The sequence below is a fragment of the Sphingomonas kyungheensis genome (assembly GCF_037120395.1).
In the GTDB taxonomy this organism is placed as follows: domain Bacteria; phylum Pseudomonadota; class Alphaproteobacteria; order Sphingomonadales; family Sphingomonadaceae; genus Sphingomonas; species Sphingomonas kyungheensis.
Window position 1 is genome coordinate 104,304 of sequence record NZ_JBBBDM010000009.1, and the last position, 15,880, is coordinate 120,183.

Annotated in this window: 11 protein-coding genes; 4 read left to right on the forward strand and 7 right to left on the reverse strand. The window is 71.1% G+C overall.

Annotated features, from left to right (window positions below):
- Window positions 1-36: 36 nt before the first annotated feature.
- A complete protein-coding gene (locus tag V8201_RS15285; protein ID WP_336545820.1) occupies window positions 37-2,871 on the reverse strand; it encodes a M16 family metallopeptidase in 2,835 nt (944 codons plus the stop codon).
- A gap of 224 nt (window positions 2,872-3,095) precedes the next feature.
- Between V8201_RS15285 and V8201_RS15290 the strand changes: the two genes are divergently transcribed.
- From V8201_RS15290 to V8201_RS15300, 3 genes are all read left to right on the forward strand, one after another.
- Window positions 3,096-4,376, forward strand: coding sequence for an MFS transporter (locus V8201_RS15290; RefSeq protein ID WP_336545821.1), 1,281 nt, complete (start codon window positions 3,096-3,098; stop codon window positions 4,374-4,376).
- On the forward strand, window positions 4,373-5,503 hold the full coding sequence (locus V8201_RS15295) for a metallophosphoesterase family protein (protein WP_336545822.1): 1,131 nt from the start codon (window positions 4,373-4,375) through the stop codon (window positions 5,501-5,503). The genes V8201_RS15290 and V8201_RS15295 overlap by 4 nt, the downstream gene beginning before the upstream one ends.
- A 290-nt stretch (window positions 5,504-5,793) precedes the next feature.
- Complete coding sequence (locus V8201_RS15300; protein WP_336545823.1) at window positions 5,794-7,284, forward strand: PAS domain S-box protein; 1,491 nt, start codon at window positions 5,794-5,796, stop codon at window positions 7,282-7,284.
- Here the strand turns inward: V8201_RS15300 and V8201_RS15305 are convergent.
- A complete protein-coding gene (locus tag V8201_RS15305) occupies window positions 7,239-9,470 on the reverse strand; it encodes a hybrid sensor histidine kinase/response regulator (protein ID WP_336545824.1) in 2,232 nt (743 codons plus the stop codon). The genes V8201_RS15300 and V8201_RS15305 overlap by 46 nt on opposite strands.
- A gap of 118 nt (window positions 9,471-9,588) precedes the next feature.
- Here V8201_RS15305 and V8201_RS15310 point away from each other — a divergent pair, with 118 nt between their 5' ends.
- Complete coding sequence (locus tag V8201_RS15310) at window positions 9,589-10,767, forward strand: MFS transporter (protein ID WP_336545825.1); 1,179 nt, start codon at window positions 9,589-9,591, stop codon at window positions 10,765-10,767.
- Here V8201_RS15310 and V8201_RS15315 read toward each other — a convergent pair.
- Genes V8201_RS15315 through V8201_RS15335 form a run of 5 tightly spaced genes read right to left on the reverse strand, consistent with a single transcriptional unit; the run spans window position 10,764 to window position 15,819 of the window.
- Entirely contained in the window at window positions 10,764-12,590 is a 1,827-nt protein-coding gene (locus V8201_RS15315) for a DUF885 domain-containing protein (protein ID WP_336545826.1), read from the reverse strand. The two genes, V8201_RS15310 and V8201_RS15315, sit on opposite strands and share 4 nt — an antisense overlap.
- Window positions 12,591-12,639: 49 nt before the next feature.
- Complete coding sequence (locus V8201_RS15320; RefSeq protein ID WP_336545827.1) at window positions 12,640-13,215, reverse strand: class I SAM-dependent methyltransferase; 576 nt, start codon at window positions 13,213-13,215, stop codon at window positions 12,640-12,642.
- Window positions 13,212-13,853, reverse strand: a complete 642-nt coding sequence (locus tag V8201_RS15325) for a PIG-L deacetylase family protein (protein WP_037532496.1) — start codon at window positions 13,851-13,853, stop codon at window positions 13,212-13,214. The genes V8201_RS15320 and V8201_RS15325 overlap by 4 nt, the downstream gene beginning before the upstream one ends.
- Window positions 13,850-14,833, reverse strand: a complete 984-nt coding sequence (locus V8201_RS15330) for an acyl-CoA dehydrogenase family protein (protein WP_271300112.1) — start codon at window positions 14,831-14,833, stop codon at window positions 13,850-13,852. Before V8201_RS15330 ends, V8201_RS15325 begins: the two co-directional genes overlap by 4 nt.
- On the reverse strand, window positions 14,830-15,819 hold the full coding sequence (locus V8201_RS15335) for a glycosyltransferase family 2 protein (RefSeq protein WP_271300113.1): 990 nt from the start codon (window positions 15,817-15,819) through the stop codon (window positions 14,830-14,832). The genes V8201_RS15330 and V8201_RS15335 overlap by 4 nt, the downstream gene beginning before the upstream one ends.
- Window positions 15,820-15,880: the final 61 nt, after the last annotated feature.

Sequence of the window (15,880 nt, forward strand, 5' to 3'; positions counted from 1 at the left end):
TCCGGTTGCGCGTCGCCCGCCGCCGGACGGGGCGGCCTAGCGCAGCGTCGGGCTGTCGAGGTTGAGCTGCGCCTCGGTCAACGTCTCGGTGTCCGGACGCGCCGCCTTGAGCGGGGTGAGGAATTGCTTGGCGTCGCCGACCACCGCGACGCTCGCCGCCTTGGGGTCGAGCAGCGCGACCGCCGCGGACTGGACCGCGGCCGGCGTCACCGCCTCGACCTTGCTGGTGTAGCTCTGCAATTCGGTGAGTGGCACGCCGTCGAGCACATAGCCGCCGATCAGCCCGGCGATGCCGCCGGTGGTCTCGACCGTCCGCCCGAAATTGCCGACCAGCACCGCCTTGCGTGTCGACAGCTCGCTGTCCGGCACCGGCGCTGCGCCCATCCGCGCCATCTCGGCGGTGATCAGCGTCACCACCTCGGCGGCGGTGGGGTTCTTGGTCTGGGTCCGCGCCGCGAAGCTGCCGACCGCGCGCGCCGCATCGACGCCGCTCGACGCGCCGTAAGCGAGGCCGCGCTTGATCCGCACCTCCTGGTTGAGCCGCGACGAGAAGCCGCCGCCGAGCACGGTATTGGCCACCGCGAGCGGATAGTAACGCGGATCGGCGCGCGGGATCGCCGGGCGTTCGACGACGACGCCGGCCTGACCGGCGCCGGGCATGTCGACGACGATCGTCCGCGGCGCGGGCAGCGCGGCGAGCGCGACCGGCGCGGCCGCCGCCCCAGCAGGCGCGCGCCACTGGCCGAGCTGCGCGGTGGCGAGCGCCCTGGCCTGCGCCGGGGTGACGTCGCCGACCAGGATCAGCGTCGCCTGATCGGGGCGCCAGGTGCGGGCATAGGCGGCGGTGACGTCACCGCGGCTGATCGCCTTCAGCGAGGTCGGCGTACCGCCACCGGGCGCGCCGAACGGTGATGCGCCGAAGGCGGCACGGTCGGCGACCATCGCGGCGAGCTGCGACGGATTCTTGAACGCGACGGTGACCGCATCGACCTGCTGCGCGCGGGCGCGTTCGAGCTCCTCGGGTGCGAACACCGGATGCGTCGCGACATCGGCGAGGATCGTCATCGCCGGCGCGAGCTGATCCGATTTGACCGTCACCGAGACGCTGCCGCCCTCGTTGTCCGAGCCGGCGCCGATCGAGCCGCCGAGGCTTTCGACCTGTCGCGCGATCTCGGTCGCCGAGCGCGTGGTCGTGCCCTTGGTCATCAGCGTCGCGGCGAGGTTGCTGACGCCCGAACGGTCGACGGGGTCGAGCATCTGCCCGCCGGTGGCGACCAGATAGGCGGTGGCGATCGGCAGGTCGTGGCGTTCGACGGTGATGACGCGCAGCCCGTTGGCGAGCCGCGTCTCGACCGGCTGCGGCAGATTGGCCTTGACCGGCGCGGCGGGGGCGGGCGGCTGGATACGCTCCGCCGCGCTCGCCGGGGTGACGATCGCGATCTGCGCGGGCGGGGTGAGCGGCGCGGTCTGCACGGTCGCGGCGACGGCGATTTGGTCGCCGCTCTGCCCGGCCGGCTTGGCGGTGTCGGGCAGGTAGCGGATCGTCGCCGCCTGCTCGACGCCGAGATAGCGGCGCGCGACGCGCTGCACGTCGGCGGCGCTGACGCGGGCGATTTCGGCGAGCTGACGGTCGGCGGCGCGCGGATCGCCGTCGATGATCACCGACGAGGCGAGGATGCGCGCCTTGCCCTCGGCGGTCTCGCGGCTCTTGATCGCGGCGGTGAGGATCTCGTTCTTCGCCTCGGCGAGTTCGGCGGCGCTGACCGGCGCGTCGCGGAAGCGCGCGATCTCGCGCGCGAGGCCGGCCTCGCCCTGTTCCACCGTCTTGCCGCCGGCGAGGATCGCATAAGCGATGAGGTTGCCAGTGCCCTGCTTGCTGTCGAGGAAGGCGGAGGCGTCCTGCGCCAGCTGGTCGCGATAGACGAGACTTTCGTACATCCGGCTGCTCTCGCCGGTCGACAGGATCGTCTGGAGCACGGTCAGCGCCGGAATGTCGGCGTCGCGATCGGCGGGGACGTGCCAGCTCATCAGCACCGCGGGCAGCGGCGTATTGGGTTCGTAGACGGTGTAGCGGACCGCCTTGGTGCGCGGCGGCTCCTGCACGGTGACGCGCGGGATCGGCGTCGACGGCTTGGCGATCTTGCTGAAATACTGGTCGACCCAGGCGTTGAGCTGCGCCGGATCGAAATTGCCGGCGACGACGAGTATCGCATTGTCCGGCCGGTAATAGGTCGCATGGAAGGCGCGGACGTCGTCGATCGACGCGGCTTCCAGATTCTCGATGCTGCCGATCGTCGAGCGCGCATAGGGATGCGTCGTATAGGCGGCGGCGGACAGATAGGTGGAGAAGAGCTTGCCATAGGGGCGGGCGAGCGTCGACTGGCGCAGCTCCTCCTTCACCACGTCGCGCTCGGAGGCGAAGCTCTTCGGCTCGACGACCAGGCTCGCCATCCGGTCCGCTTCGGCGAACAGCAGCCGTTGCAGGTGGTTGGCCGGGATCACCTCGTAATAATTGGTGTAATCGTCGTTGGTCGAGGCGTTGTTGTAGCCGCCGACATCCTCGGTCAGCCGGTCCATCTGTTCGGAGACGAGATTGCGCGTCGCCTTGAACATGAGATGTTCGAACATGTGCGCGAAGCCCGAACGGCCGCGCGGATCGTCCTTCGAACCGACGTCGTACCAGACCTGCACCGCGACATTGGGCGTGCCGGTGTCGCGCAGCGCATAGACGCGCAGACCGTTGGCGAGCGTGCGTTCGGTGAAGGCGATCGGCTTGACGGCGGCGGTGGCGGCTTGCGGAACACTCTGGGCGGTGGCGGCGAGGGGCAGGAGCGCGGCCCCGAGCAACAGGGCGGCACGAACGAGACGCATGGATGAGGGCTCCGGCTGGTGATGATGCAGGTTGAGCCGGCAGCGCGAGCGGTGTCAATCGGCCTCGCGCAAGGCGCACATGACACCGAATTCATCTTAAGGCTAAGTAACTTAAGTTGCTACATAATCCTCCAAAATGGCGGCGTGCTGAAACGCCAGCGCCAGAAGTCGATGCGGCCAAACCGGCCTGATCGAGTTGAGCCCCTCGAACCCGAGGGCAAGGCATGGCGACGCAGGCACTTACCGGATCATCCGCGACAGGATCGAACGACCGGAAACGGGCGACGACGGCGCTCCAGGCGCTCAATTTCTTCATGGCCGACATGCAGGCGGGGATCGGGCCGTTCCTCGGCGTCTTCCTCCAGCAGCGCGGCTGGACGTCGGGGCCGATCGGCACGGTGATGTCGGCGGGCGGCGTCGCCGGCATGATCATGACGGTGCCGGCGGGTGCGTTCATCGATCATACCGAGAAGAAGCGGCTGGTGGTGATCGTCACCGGCATCTGCACGGTGATGGCGTCGTTCCTGATCCTGCTGTCGCAATCGGGATGGGTGGTGACGGTCAGCCAGGTGGCGACCGCGATCGCCGGCGCGGCGATCGGCCCGGCGGTGACGGGCATGACGCTCGGCGTCGTCCGCCAGCGCGGCTTCAACGCGCAGAACGGCCGCAACCAGGCCTGGAACCACGCCGGCAACATGATCGGCGCAGGGCTGTCGGGTTTCCTCGGCTGGAAGTTCGGCATGCCGGCGATCTTCTACCTCGCCGCCGCCTTCGGCGTGCTGGCGATCATCAGCGTGCTGATGATCCCGGAACGCGCGATCGACCATCAGGCGGCGCGCGGTCTCGAAAACGGCGAGGCCGACGACGACGGCAAGAGCGGCGGTCAGGCGGAGGGGTTCAAGACCTTGCTCGCCAACAAGCCGATGCTGATCCTCGCCGCCGCGCTCGCCTGTTTCCACCTCGGCAACGGCGCGATGCTGCCGCTCTACAGCCTCGCGGTGGTCGGCGCGGGCAAGGGCAATGCGGCGCTGTTCACCGCGACCACCGTGGTCGTCGCGCAGGCGGTGATGATCGTCGCGGCGCTGGTCGCGATGAAGATGTCGGCGGGGCGCGGCTATTGGCTGGTGCTGCTGATCTCCTTCGCGGCGCTGCCGCTGCGCGGGTTCCTCGCCGGCACGTTCATCGAACATTGGGGCGTATGGCCGGTGCAGGCGCTCGACGGCATCGGGGCCGGCTTGCAGAGCGTCGCGGTGCCGGGGCTGGTCGCCTGCCTGCTCGACGGGACGGGGCGGGTCAACGTCGGCCAGGGCGCGGTGATGACGATCCAGGGGCTCGGCGCGTCGCTCAGCCCGGCGATCGGCGGCTGGATCGCGCAGGCGCTCGGCTATCACGCCGCCTTCCTGATCCTCGGCAGCTTCGCGCTCGCCAGCCTCGGCCTGTGGATCGGCTTCGCCGGCCTGCTGCGCCCGGCGTGCGAAGGCAAACATCGGGAGACGACGGCATGAGCGGGACGATCAGCTGGGTGCATGTCGGCGATCTGCATGCCGACGATGCCGACGACTGGCTGGGGACCCGCCGGCTGGAGGCGATCGTCGCCGATCTTGCCGGCGTGCGCGAGGGAATCGATTTCGTCTTCCTGCCCGGCGACAATGCGAACCACGCCACCGCCGAACAATATGACCGGATCCGCGCCGCGCTCGCGCCGCTGACGCTGCCGGTCTTCACCATCCCCGGCGACCATGATTTCGAGGACGGCACGCTCGCCGCCTTCCGCGCCGGCACGCCCGCGGCGATGCGGCCGTTCGCGCGCGGGATCCAGGGCTATCGCTGCCTGTTCCTCGATATCGTCAGCGCCGGCAGCGGCGGGCCGGATTTCCGCATCGGCGCCGGCCAGCGCCGCCGCCTCGCCGAAGCGCTCGCCGACGCGGACGATGCCGGAGAGACGCCGCTGGTCTTCATGCACGCCTATCCCGGCGACCTCAGCGACGGCGGCGAGGCGGTCGCCAGCCTGTTCGCCGAGGCGGGCGTCGCCTTCGTCGACACCGGCCATACCCATTACAACGAGCTGCTCAACGACGGCCGCGTTGTCTATGGCGCGACCCGGTCGACCGCGCAGATCGAGGAGGCGGACGGCGCGGCGGGCTATACGATCGTCAGCGTCCATGACGGTGTGCCGAGCTGGACCTTCCGCCCGATCGGCGCAGGGGCGGCGGGCTGGCCGCATGTCCAGATCGTCTCGCCCGCCGACGTGCGGCTGCTCACCCGGCCGCACGATCCCCGCCACGTCCCCGCGCCGGGTGAGATCGAGGTGGTGGCGCGCGTGTTCGGCGAGGCTGCCGCCGCGCCGGTGGCGGAGGTCGCCGGCCGTTCGGTGACGATGCACCCCGTGCCCGGCCTCGCGGCGACGTGGCAGGCGGCGGTGACGATCGCCACGCCGGGGCTGCATCCGCTCAGCGTGCGCAGCGGGGCGGCGGTCGATACGATCGACATCCTCGTCCGCGACCGCAAGGATCGCCCCAAGCGCGGCCGCCCGGTGGTGCCGGGCCATGCCGTCCACACCATCGGCGCCTGGCCGTCGCGGCATATCCTCGGCGCGCAGCTCGGCCCCAATCGCAACGGCGGCGGCTGGTAGCGCAAAAGCACCAGCGGCTAGTGCAAATACCGGCGTGGTTCCGCGGCCGGACGCCGTGATTTGCGGTCGACTTCGCCACGGCCTTGGCGGACAAGGCACCTGTCGACACAATGGTGCGACGACAGGGGGTTAGCCATGGTTGCAGCAGACGGACGCGATCCCGCCGGATCACCAGCCGGTAAGCGCCGGCACCGGCCCGGTAGCCGGCGATAAGCCACACCGAAACGGTTCCAATTCCGGCACCCTTGCCGATTGCTGCCGACGAACGTCTTGAATAACGCGGGTTCTGCTTGGATCGCTATCTTCTCTCCGCCGATCGCATCGTACCGGTCGCCCCCGCCCCGGCGGTGCAGGCGGCGATCGATGCCTTTGCGGCACGGCTCGACGGCACCGACCCCTTCGTCGTCGGCTTTCGCGATGCGGTGCTGCCGATGGCGATCAGCGATCCCACTCTGCCGGACGCGCCGATCATCTACGTCAATCCGGCCTTCGAGCGGCTGACCGGCTATGCCGCCGCCGAAATCGTCGGCCGCAACTGCCGCATGCTGCAAGGGCCGCAGACCGATGCCGATGCGGTGCAGCGGCTGCGCGCGGCATTGGCGGCACGCGAGCGGGTCGAGGTCGACCTGCTCAACCATCGTCGCGACGGCAGCGCCTTCTGGAACCGGCTGACCGTGATGCCGGTCTTCGGCGGCGACGGCGCGCTGACCTATTTCGTCGCCTCGCAGGCCGACGTGACGCTCGAACGCCACCGGCTGATCGCGCTGGAAGAGGATCGCGCCAAGCTCGCCGGCGAGGTGGCGGCCCAGGGCCTCGCGCTCGCCGAGCGCGAATTGCAGTTGCAGCTCGCCCTGCGCGCCGGCGGGCTCGGCTATTGGAGCTTCGACATCGCGACGCAGACGCTCGACGTGTCGCCGGGGTGCAAGGCGATCTTCGGCTATGATGCCGACATGCCGTTCGACTATGCCGCCTTCGCCGCGGCGGTGCATCCCGACGATGCGGCGATGGTCGGCGAGGCGATCCGGGCGACGATCAACGATGCCGCCGAATGCGCGCTCGATTACCGCATCGTCACGCCGGCGGGCGAGATGCGCTGGGTGCAGACCCGTGCCGAGATCACCCAACGCCGCGACGGCGAGGCAGCGATGATGATCGGCTTCTCGACCGACATCACCGCGCGCAAATTCGCCGAGGAGCATCGCGTCACGCTCGCGCAGGAACTGACCCATCGCGTCAAGAACACGCTGGCGACGGTCAGCGCGGTGGTCGGCCAGTCGCTGCGCAACGCGACCTCGGTGACGGAGGCAGAGGCGGCGATCGCCGGGCGCATCGCCAGCCTCGGCGCGGCGCACGACCTGCTGATCCGCGACGAGGTGGAGGGCGCGACGCTGCGTGAGGTCGCCGAGCGCGCGCTGATGCCGTTCATGGACCGCGCGCACGAGGTGTTCACGATCGACGGCCCGGAGGTGCGGCTGTCACCGGCGGTGACGCTCGCGGTGTCGATGGCCTTGCACGAGCTCGCCACCAATGCGGCGAAATATGGTGCATTGTCCGCGGCGGGCGGGCGTGTCGACCTGGCCTGGCGGCATATCGATCCTGCCGACCCGCATCGGCTTCGGCTGTCGTGGCAGGAGAGCGGCGGGCCGCCGGTGACGCCGCCGACGCGCACCGGCTTCGGCACGCGGATGATCTCACGCGTGCTGTCGCAGCATGTGCGGGGTCAGGCGACGATCGATTATCCGCCCGAAGGCGTGCGTTTCGTCGTCGACGCGGTGATCTGACCCGGCGCGACGCGCTCGAAGACCGCGGCGAGCGCATCGATCGAATAGGGTTTGTGGAGCAGCTCGAACTCGCCGGCACCCTGCCGCGACAGGGTTTCGCTATAGCCGCTGGTCAGGATCACCGGCAGCGCCGGCCAGCGCGTCCGGACCAGCCGGGCGAGCTCGATGCCGTTCATCCCCGGCATCATCACGTCGGAGAAGACGACGTCGAACGGCTCGTCGGGCCGCTCCAGCCAGCCGATCGCCTCGCGCGCGTTGCGGGCGAGCGCGATGTCGTGGCCGAGGTCGCTCAGCGCGGCGGTGGCGAAGGCGCCGACCTCGGGATTGTCCTCGACCACCAGGATGCGCAGCGCCGTATCGGCCGGCGTGGCGGCGACCGCGGCCGCCGGCGGCGGCGCCGCGGCGCGCTCGCGTGGCAGGAACAGCGTGAAGGTCGTGCCCTCGCCGAGCCGGCTGTCCACCAGCACCTCGCCGCCCGATTGCTTGGCGAAGCCGAACACCTGCGACAGGCCGAGCCCGGTGCCGTGGCCGACTCCCTTCGAGGTGAAAAAGGGTTCGAAGATGCGGTCGAGATGATCGGGCGGGATGCCGGTGCCGGTATCGGTGATCGCGATCTTGAGGAAGTCGCCGCTGCGCGCGTCATGGTTGCGCACCGGCGGGATATGGTCGCAGGCGCCGACCGCGATCGTCAGCCGCCCCTCGCTGCCCATCGCGTCGCGGGCGTTGACCGCCATGTTGACGATCGCGGTCTCGAACTGGCTGACGTCGGCATGCGCGAGGCAGGGGTTTTCCGGCAGGTCGAGGTCGACCGCGATCAGCGCGCCAGCGAGCATCTCCATCATGTCGGTGAGGCTGCGGATCGTGTCGCCGACGTCGAACACCTCGGGGGTCAGCGACGAGCGGCGGGCGAAGGCGAGCAGCTGGCCGGTCAGCTTGCTCGCCCGGTCGGCGGTCTGCGCGATCGCATCGATATAGCGGTCGCGCCGCGCCTCGGTCAGCCCCGGCCGGCGCAGCAGGTCGGTCGAGCCGCGGATCACCGTCAGCAGATTGTTGAAGTCGTGCGCGATGCCGCCGGTGAGCTGGCCGAGCGTCTCCATCTTCTGCGCCTGACGCAGCGCCTCGTTGGCGCGGGTCAGCGCCTCGCTGCGTTCGGCGACGCGGCGTTCGAGCGTGTCGTTGACGTCCTGCACCGCCGCGAACAGCCGTGCATTGTCGATCGCGATCGCCGCCTGTGCCGCGATGCCGACGAGCAGCCGTTCGTGGCGGGCATGGAAGCGGCCGGGCTCGGGATCGCCGAACAGCAGCCCGCCGAGCACGTCGCCCGAGCGAGACACCACCGGCGCGGCGAGATAGCTGCGCACCGGCAGGTGCCCCGGCGGCAGGCCGTCGAACGGCGCGTTGCGGCCATAGCGCGGGTCGGCGAGGATATCGTCCGATCGCACCACGCCTTCGTTGCGGAAGGTCGGTGCGAAGACCGCGGTGGCGCGCGGGCGGCCGAGCGCCTCGAAATCCTCGCGGCGCGCGCCCGACAGCGTGTAGAGATGCAGGCGTTCGCCCGTTTCGTCCCACAGATTGTGGAAATAGGCGCCGAAGGCGGCACCGGTCAGCGTCACACCGGCGTCGGTGACCATCTGCACCAGCGGTTCGAGTTCGAGTTCGGCGGCGAGTGCGGCGCCGATCCGGTTGAGCGTTTCGAGGCTGTGCGTCTCCGCGCGCAGTTCCTCCTCCATCGCCACCGCCTGTGTCACCTCGATCACCATCGCCAGCAACCCGGCCGGCGCGCCGTCCGGCCCCGGCACCGGCGCATAGGTAAGATCGAAGAACAGCGCCGCCGGATAGCCGTCGCGAAACAGGGTGATCGGCTGGCGTGAGAAGGTCAGCGGCGCGCCGGCCAGTCCGGCGCGGAGCACCTCGCGGTTGAACGCCGCGGCTTCCGGCATCGCGTCGATCACCGGCTGCCCGAGGATCGCGGGATGATAGCGGCCGACGATGCCGGCATAGCCGTCGTTGTAGAGCAGGCGACCATCCTCGCCCCACAGCAAGGCCATCGGCAGCGGCGATCGCAGCATCACCTCGACGGTGGTGGCAAGGTGCGCCGGCCAGTCGGTGCGGCGCCCGAGCGGCGAGGCGGCCCAGTCATGCGCGGCGATCCGTCCCGCCATCTCGCCGCCGCCAATCGGAACCACCCTCTTCCCCCGTCCGTCATCGTTATTCGCGTGGCGGCTAAACCGGCGAGACATCGAGTTGATCCCCGGCAGGCGATCGGCACGCGACGGCGGCGCAGCGACCCGCTAGTCGGGCGCGATGAGCAGCCAGACCCAGCCTGCCGGGATCAGCCCGGGGCTCACCGCCATCTTCGCGATCGCCTGCGGGATGATGGTCGCCAATATCTATTATGCGCAAGCGCTGATTGGCGCGATCACCCCGGCGCTGGGCCTGCGCCCGTCGGTCGGCGGCATGATCGTGACGCTGACCCAGCTCGGTTACGGGGCGGGACTGTTCTTCATCGTCTCGCTCGCCGACCGGATCGAGAACAAGCGGCTGATCCTGGTGCTGACCCTCGGCGCCTGCGCCGGACTGGTCGGCTGCGTGCTGGCGCGCAGCGCGACCGGATTCCTGCTCTGCTCGTTCGTCACCGGCTTCTGCTCGGTGGGCACCCAAATCATGGTGCCGCTCGCCGCGCATCTCGCGCCCGAGGAGCGGCGCGGGCAGGTCGTCGGCAATATCATGGGCGGTCTCATCACCGGCATCATGCTCGCCCGGCCGCTCGCCAACGGCCTTGCCGCGCTGTCCGGCTGGCGGACGGTGTTCGGCGTGTCGGCGGTCGCCATGGCGCTGCTCGCGCTGCTGATCGCGCGAACCGTGCCGGCCTGGCGACCGCGGCCGACGCTCGGTTACGGCGCGCTGCTGCGATCGGGGCTGTCGCTGCTGGTCCGCACCCCGGCGATCCGGCGGCGCACCGCCTATCAGGCGATCATGTTCGTCGTGTTCAACCTGTTCTGGACGACGGTGCCGCTGCTGCTCGCGCAGCGCTTCGGCTTCGGGCAGGAGGGGATCGCCCTGTTCGCGCTCGCCGGCGCGGGGGGCGCGCTCGCCGCGCCGATCGCCGGGCGGCTCGGCGACCGGGGCTATATCCGCGCCGGCACCGCGGTGGCGCTGGGCACGGCGATCCTCGCCTTCCTGCTCGCCGGCTGGGCGGGGGCGGCGCATACCCTGATCCTGCTCGGCCTCGCTGCCGTCCTGCTCGATGCCGCGACGCAGCTCAACCAGGTGCTCGGCCAGCGCGTGCTGTTCTCGATCGCCCCGGAAGCGCGCGGGCGGATCAACTCGGTCTACATGACCATCGTGTTCGTGGGCGGCGCATCCGGATCGATGCTCGCGACGCTGACCTACAGCTACGGCGGCTGGACGATGACCGCGGCGGTCGGCGCCGTGCTGACCGCCGCGGCCTTCCTCCTGTTCTTGACCGAACCGCGCGGCTAGCGCTTCGCCGCCGCGATGTAGCGCGTCACCTGCTCGTCGAGCACGTCGAGCGGCAGCGCGCCCTGATCGAGCACCGCTTCGTGGAAGTCGCGGATGTCGAACTTCGGCCCTAGCTCGCGTTCGGCGCGGGCGCGCAAGGCGGCGATGCGCTGCTGGCCGACCATGTAGCTGGTCGCCTGTCCCGGCCAGTTGAAATAGCGATCGACCTCGCGCGCGATGTCGGTGTCGGACACCGAGCTGTTGGCGCGAAAATAGGCGATGGCGCGGTCCCGGTCCCAGCGCTGCGCGTGGATGCCGGTATCGAGCACCAGCCGGATCGCCCGCCACATCTGCAACGACAGCATGCCGAAGCGCGCATAGGGATCCTTGTACAGGTGCATCTCGTCCGCCAGCCGCTCGGCATAGAGGCCCCAGCCTTCGACATAGGCGCCATAGCCGCCGAACTTGCGGAACTTGGGGATACCGGTCAGCTCCTGCTGCCGCGCGATCTGGAAATGGTGGCCGGGCGCGCCTTCGTGCGCGGCGATGCCGGCGACCTGCACCTTCTGCGTCTGCGTCATGTCGACGAGGTTGACGTAATAGATGCCGGGACGCGATCCGTCCGCCGACGGCGGATTGTAGAAGGCGGTGGAGGCGGTGCGCTCGCGCCACGGCTCGACCGCGCGCACCTCGAGCGGCGCCTTGGGCAAGGTGCGGAAATAGCGCGGCGCGGCGGCCATCGCCCCGTCGATCACCGCGCGGGCATCGGCGAGATAGGCCTGCCGGCCCGCCGCGGTGTTGGGATATTTGAACTGCGGATCGGTGCGCACCTTGTCGGAGAATTGCTCCAGCGTGCCGGTGAAGCCGACCTCCCGCAGGATCGCCATCATCTCGGCCCGGATCGCGGCGACGCGGGCGAGGCCGAGCGCATGGATCTCGTCGGCGGTCATGCTGGTGGTGGTGGAGCTCTTCAACCGGTCGGCATAGTAAGCCGCGCCGTCGGGCAGGTGCCAGGCGCCGTAATTGCCCGTCGACAGCGGCTCGATCGCATCGAGCGTCGCGAACAGCTGGTCGTAGCCGCGGCGGAACGGGCCGACCAGCGCGGCCGAGGCATCGGCGATCAGCGCCTGTTTGGTCGCCGCCGGTACGGTGAGCGCCGAGACCTTCTTGCGGAAGTCGGCGAGCAGCGTCGAATCGGCGCCGCCGTCGAACGGCGCCCCGGTGATCACCGCGCGGGCATCGGCGCGGACGGGGGCGAAATTGACCTTGTTGGGGATGATCCCCGCCGCCGCCTGATCGCGCATCGTCGTGCTGACTTCGCGCATCACCCGCTCGGTATCGCGCAGCCGGGCGATATAGGCGCGCGCATCCTCGACCGTGTCGATCTTGTGCGTGTTGATCAGCAGCACCGGAATGTCGCCCGCCGGGCTGCCGTTGGTCGAGACCGGGAAGTTGAGCCTGCGGAAGCGGAGCGATTCGCGGCCGCGCGTCACCTCATAGTCGAACAGGCGATAGCTGACCTGCGCGCTCTCGCCGAGCTGGTCGGGGCGGAAGCGGGCATGCATCGCGGCGCGCTGGCGTTCGGCAAGCGCCTGGTCCGCCCGCGCGCCCGCCTCGGTATAATCGTCGAGCCGGTCCTGATGCGTCTTGAGGCCGAGCTGGCTGAGCGATTCGGGATGCCGATCGAGCTGTTCGTCGAACGCGGCATCGAGGAACTGGAGCAGCGCGGCATCCTGCGCGGCGGCGGTGGCGGCGGTGGCGGCGGTGGCGGCGACCGGCGGGGCGGCATCGGCCTGGACGACGGGGGCCGCGGATAACAACAGCAGGGCAAGGGCAAGACGCATGGATGGATCCCGGACGCGGGGCGGAGCGCCCGGCTGCGGCAATCTTACGTCACCGGCGGATCGCGGCAAGCACCTGCCAGCGCCGCGTCGCCCGGATCGGCGTCACCTGCCACGCGACGCCGGTGGCGGCGAGGAAGCGCTGGTTGATGCCGGCGGCGGTCTGCGCGAAATCGTAGAAGTCGATCCGGTGGTGCGCGAGCACCAATCGTCCGCCGCGGCGCATCACCCGGCCGACCGCGCGGGCGACTGCCGCCATCGCCGCCGGATCGAGATAATAGAGCAATTCGGCCACCACCACCGCATCATAGACCGGCCGCGGCAGAGGTGCCGGCAGCACCAGCGTCAGCGCGCGGGAACGCGGCCAGCGGCGGATCGCCGCGGCGGTGAGCGCGGTGCCCTCGCGCGTGCCTTCGGTGGCGTCGAGCCGGCGCGCGCGGGGGGCGATCGCGGCGCTGTTCGAGCCGTTGCCGCTGGCGAGTTCGAGCACCCGGCCGAGCGGCGCCGGCCCGAGGCCATGGAGGATCGCGGCGCGCTTGATCGCTTCGTCGCGGTTGGTGAAGGTCCGCCACGGATCGTCCTCGGCGGCGAATTTGGCGGCGAAGCCGTCCAGCCGGATCGCGCTCACCGCGCGCCCCCGAACCGCTCGATCGGTTGCGCGAAGGCGCGCAGCTCGTGCGCGGCGATCGCGAAACCGGCAGGGTCGTCGCGGATCGCGCCCAGCTGCGTGCGGTGCCGCGCGATCAGCAGGCGTTTGAACGCGCTGCCGCCGGGGACGGGCAGCGTCAGCCCCTGTACGTCGCCGCGGCGGCGTGGCGGCCAGACCCGATAGCTCAGCCGGCGGGCACGGCCGGGCAGGCGATCGAGCGCCGCGGCGACGGCGCGATGATCCGGGTGGGCATCGTCCGCCGCCGGTCCGACGATCAGGTCGGCGCGGGCCGACAGGCGGCGCAGGTGGCGCACCGCCTCGGCGACGTGGCGGGGCAGGTCGCCGTCGGGAAGCGCGAGGCAGCGCAGATCGCGCGCGCTGACGCCGAGCATCAGCAGCGCGCGCCGGCTCTCGCGGCGGCGTTCGGCGACCAGCCGCGCGCGCGGCCAGCGCCGGCTGCCGGGATGCGATGCGCCGCCGTCGGACACGATCACCACCGACACCGCCGCGCCGATCGTCTTCAGCCGGCGGATCAGCCCGGCGGCGCCGATGATCTCGTCATCGGGGTGCGGCGCGACGATCAGCGCGCGGCGGATGCCGGCGAGGCGCAGCCTCACAGCGCCGGTGCCAGCAGTCCCTCGCCGACCGCGCGGCCGACGCGCAGCCGCTGCGCATCGGGGACGGGCTGGCGCAGATAGACCGACAGGTCGGTGAGCGTCGCCGACAGCGGATGCGCGACGAAATGGCCGGCGAGGCCGACCGCCTCCTGCGCGACGGTGATCGCGCGCGTCGCGGCCTCGGTCACCGCCAGCCGCGCCGCGGCGATGCGCGCCAGCCGCGCCTCGCCGTCGTTCGCGAACCAGGCGTCCGCCGCAGCCCGCACCGCCGCCGCGGCCTGTTCGGCGAGCGTGAACACTTCGGCGAGCCGGGCGGTCTGGAACGGATCGTCGGCGCGGCCGGTGGCGACGAGGTGGTCGCGTGTACGGTCGCACACGGCCGCGACGCCGCCGGCATGGACCGCGACGAAGCGCAGCGCGCCGCCGCTGAAGTGCGGCTCGCGTGCATAGACATCGGCCGCGCCGATCCGCGCCGTCGCCGGGACGATGGCGTCGTGCCAGCGAACCTGATGCGTCTCGGATCGCTGCATGCCGGTGGTCCGCCACCAGTCGCGGTCGATCGCCGGCGGCGTCGCGGCGAGATCGAGCAGCAGCAGCCGGGTGCCGTCCTCCGCCTGCGCGGTGACCAGCGCGTGGCTGAGCACACCGGCGCCCGAGGCATAGCTCTTGCCGCCGCCCAGCCGGTCGCCGACGAGCCGCAGCGGCGCATCGGCGAGCGCCGCATTCCACACGCCGAGCGTCGCCCCGCCGCGCAGCGCCTCGCCGAGCGCGGCGACCTGCGCCGGCGTCGCGTAGCGGCGGACGATCTGCACCGCATCGACATGGCCTTCGAGCAGCCGGCCGAGCGGCAGATCACGCCGGCCGGTGGCGTAGAGCGCGCGGAGCAGGGCGAGATAGGCGTCGGTATCGGTCGGATCGCCGGGTGGGGTCTCGTCCCAGCCCTGCGCGCGGATCGCATCGCGCAGCAGATCGCGCATCATGCCGCTTCCTCCTGCGGCTGCGCCTCGAGCGCGGCCAGCGCCGCCTCGGCAAGGCCGAGGGGCAGCAGCGCCGGCTGGACCGAAGCGGCCGGGACGACGCGCATCGCAAAGGCCTCGCCATTGGGGCAATCGCGCGCGACGCCGAGGATATGGTCGGCATCGAGCCCGATCACCGCGCCGAGCCGGCCGCGGCTCGCCGGATCGTCGATCGTCGCGAACGCCCGCCGCGCGGCGGCCTGCGCGCGCGCCTGCCAGGCGATGCCGGCGGGATGCGCGACCTGCGGCAGATCGCCGTCGTCGAGCCGGCGCAACTGGCCGGCCAGCCCGCCGTCGACCCGGCCGATCCGCCGTGACGAGGTCTCGACCACCATCGCCGCATCGCGCCGGACGCGGAAGCCGGCGCGCGCCGCCTCGTCGAGCAGATCGGCATCCTCGCCGTGCGGCAGCGTGCGAAAGCCGCCGAGCGCGCGATAGCAGGCGGCGCGGACGGCGAGATTGGCGCCGCCTCCAAAATGGTGGCTGGCGCGATCCTCCCAGTCGACCGGATCGAGCCGCCGGCGATAGGCGTGGAGCCGGTCGAAATAGCGTTCGACGCGGCCTTGCAGGGGATCGGCGCTGCCGTTGCGGCGAACGATGCGGCCGGCGGCGACGTCGGCGAGGGCGAGCGCGGCAGACCCGGCGGCGATCCAGTCGGCGGCGGGGGTGCTGTCGGCATCGGTGGTGAAGAGCAGCGCGTCGGCATCACCGATCCGGTCGAGCGCCATAAGCATCGCCGCCCGCCGGGCCCGACCCGCATTGGCATCGGCCTGGCGCGGGCCGATCGCGATCCGGATCGGACGGTCGGCGGCAGCGGCGCGGAGCAGCGCCTCACTGCCGTCGCTGCACCCGTCGAGGTAGAAACAGCTGGTCACCGCGCCGGCAGGATCGCAGCGCCGCAACGCCGCAAGCAGCCCGGGCAGGGCCCGTTCCTCGTTGCGGACGGGCACGCAGACCAGGACCGGGCAGGGTGACAGCAGCGCAGACCTCCAAACCGCGGTGCCGGGACCG

Bases quoted from the DNA above. Each gene is read 5' to 3' on its own strand.
- V8201_RS15310 (WP_336545825.1), top strand. From the start codon at position 9,589: ATGAGCAGCCAGACCCAGCCTGCCGGGATCAGCCCGGGGCTCACCGCC.
- V8201_RS15285 (WP_336545820.1), bottom strand. From the start codon at position 2,871: ATGCGTCTCGTTCGTGCCGCCCTGTTGCTCGGGGCCGCGCTCCTGCCC.
- V8201_RS15290 (WP_336545821.1), top strand. From the start codon at position 3,096: ATGGCGACGCAGGCACTTACCGGATCATCCGCGACAGGATCGAACGAC.
- V8201_RS15295 (WP_336545822.1), top strand. From the start codon at position 4,373: ATGAGCGGGACGATCAGCTGGGTGCATGTCGGCGATCTGCATGCCGAC.
- V8201_RS15315 (WP_336545826.1), bottom strand. From the start codon at position 12,590: ATGCGTCTTGCCCTTGCCCTGCTGTTGTTATCCGCGGCCCCCGTCGTC.
- V8201_RS15330 (WP_271300112.1), bottom strand. From the start codon at position 14,833: ATGATGCGCGATCTGCTGCGCGATGCGATCCGCGCGCAGGGCTGGGAC.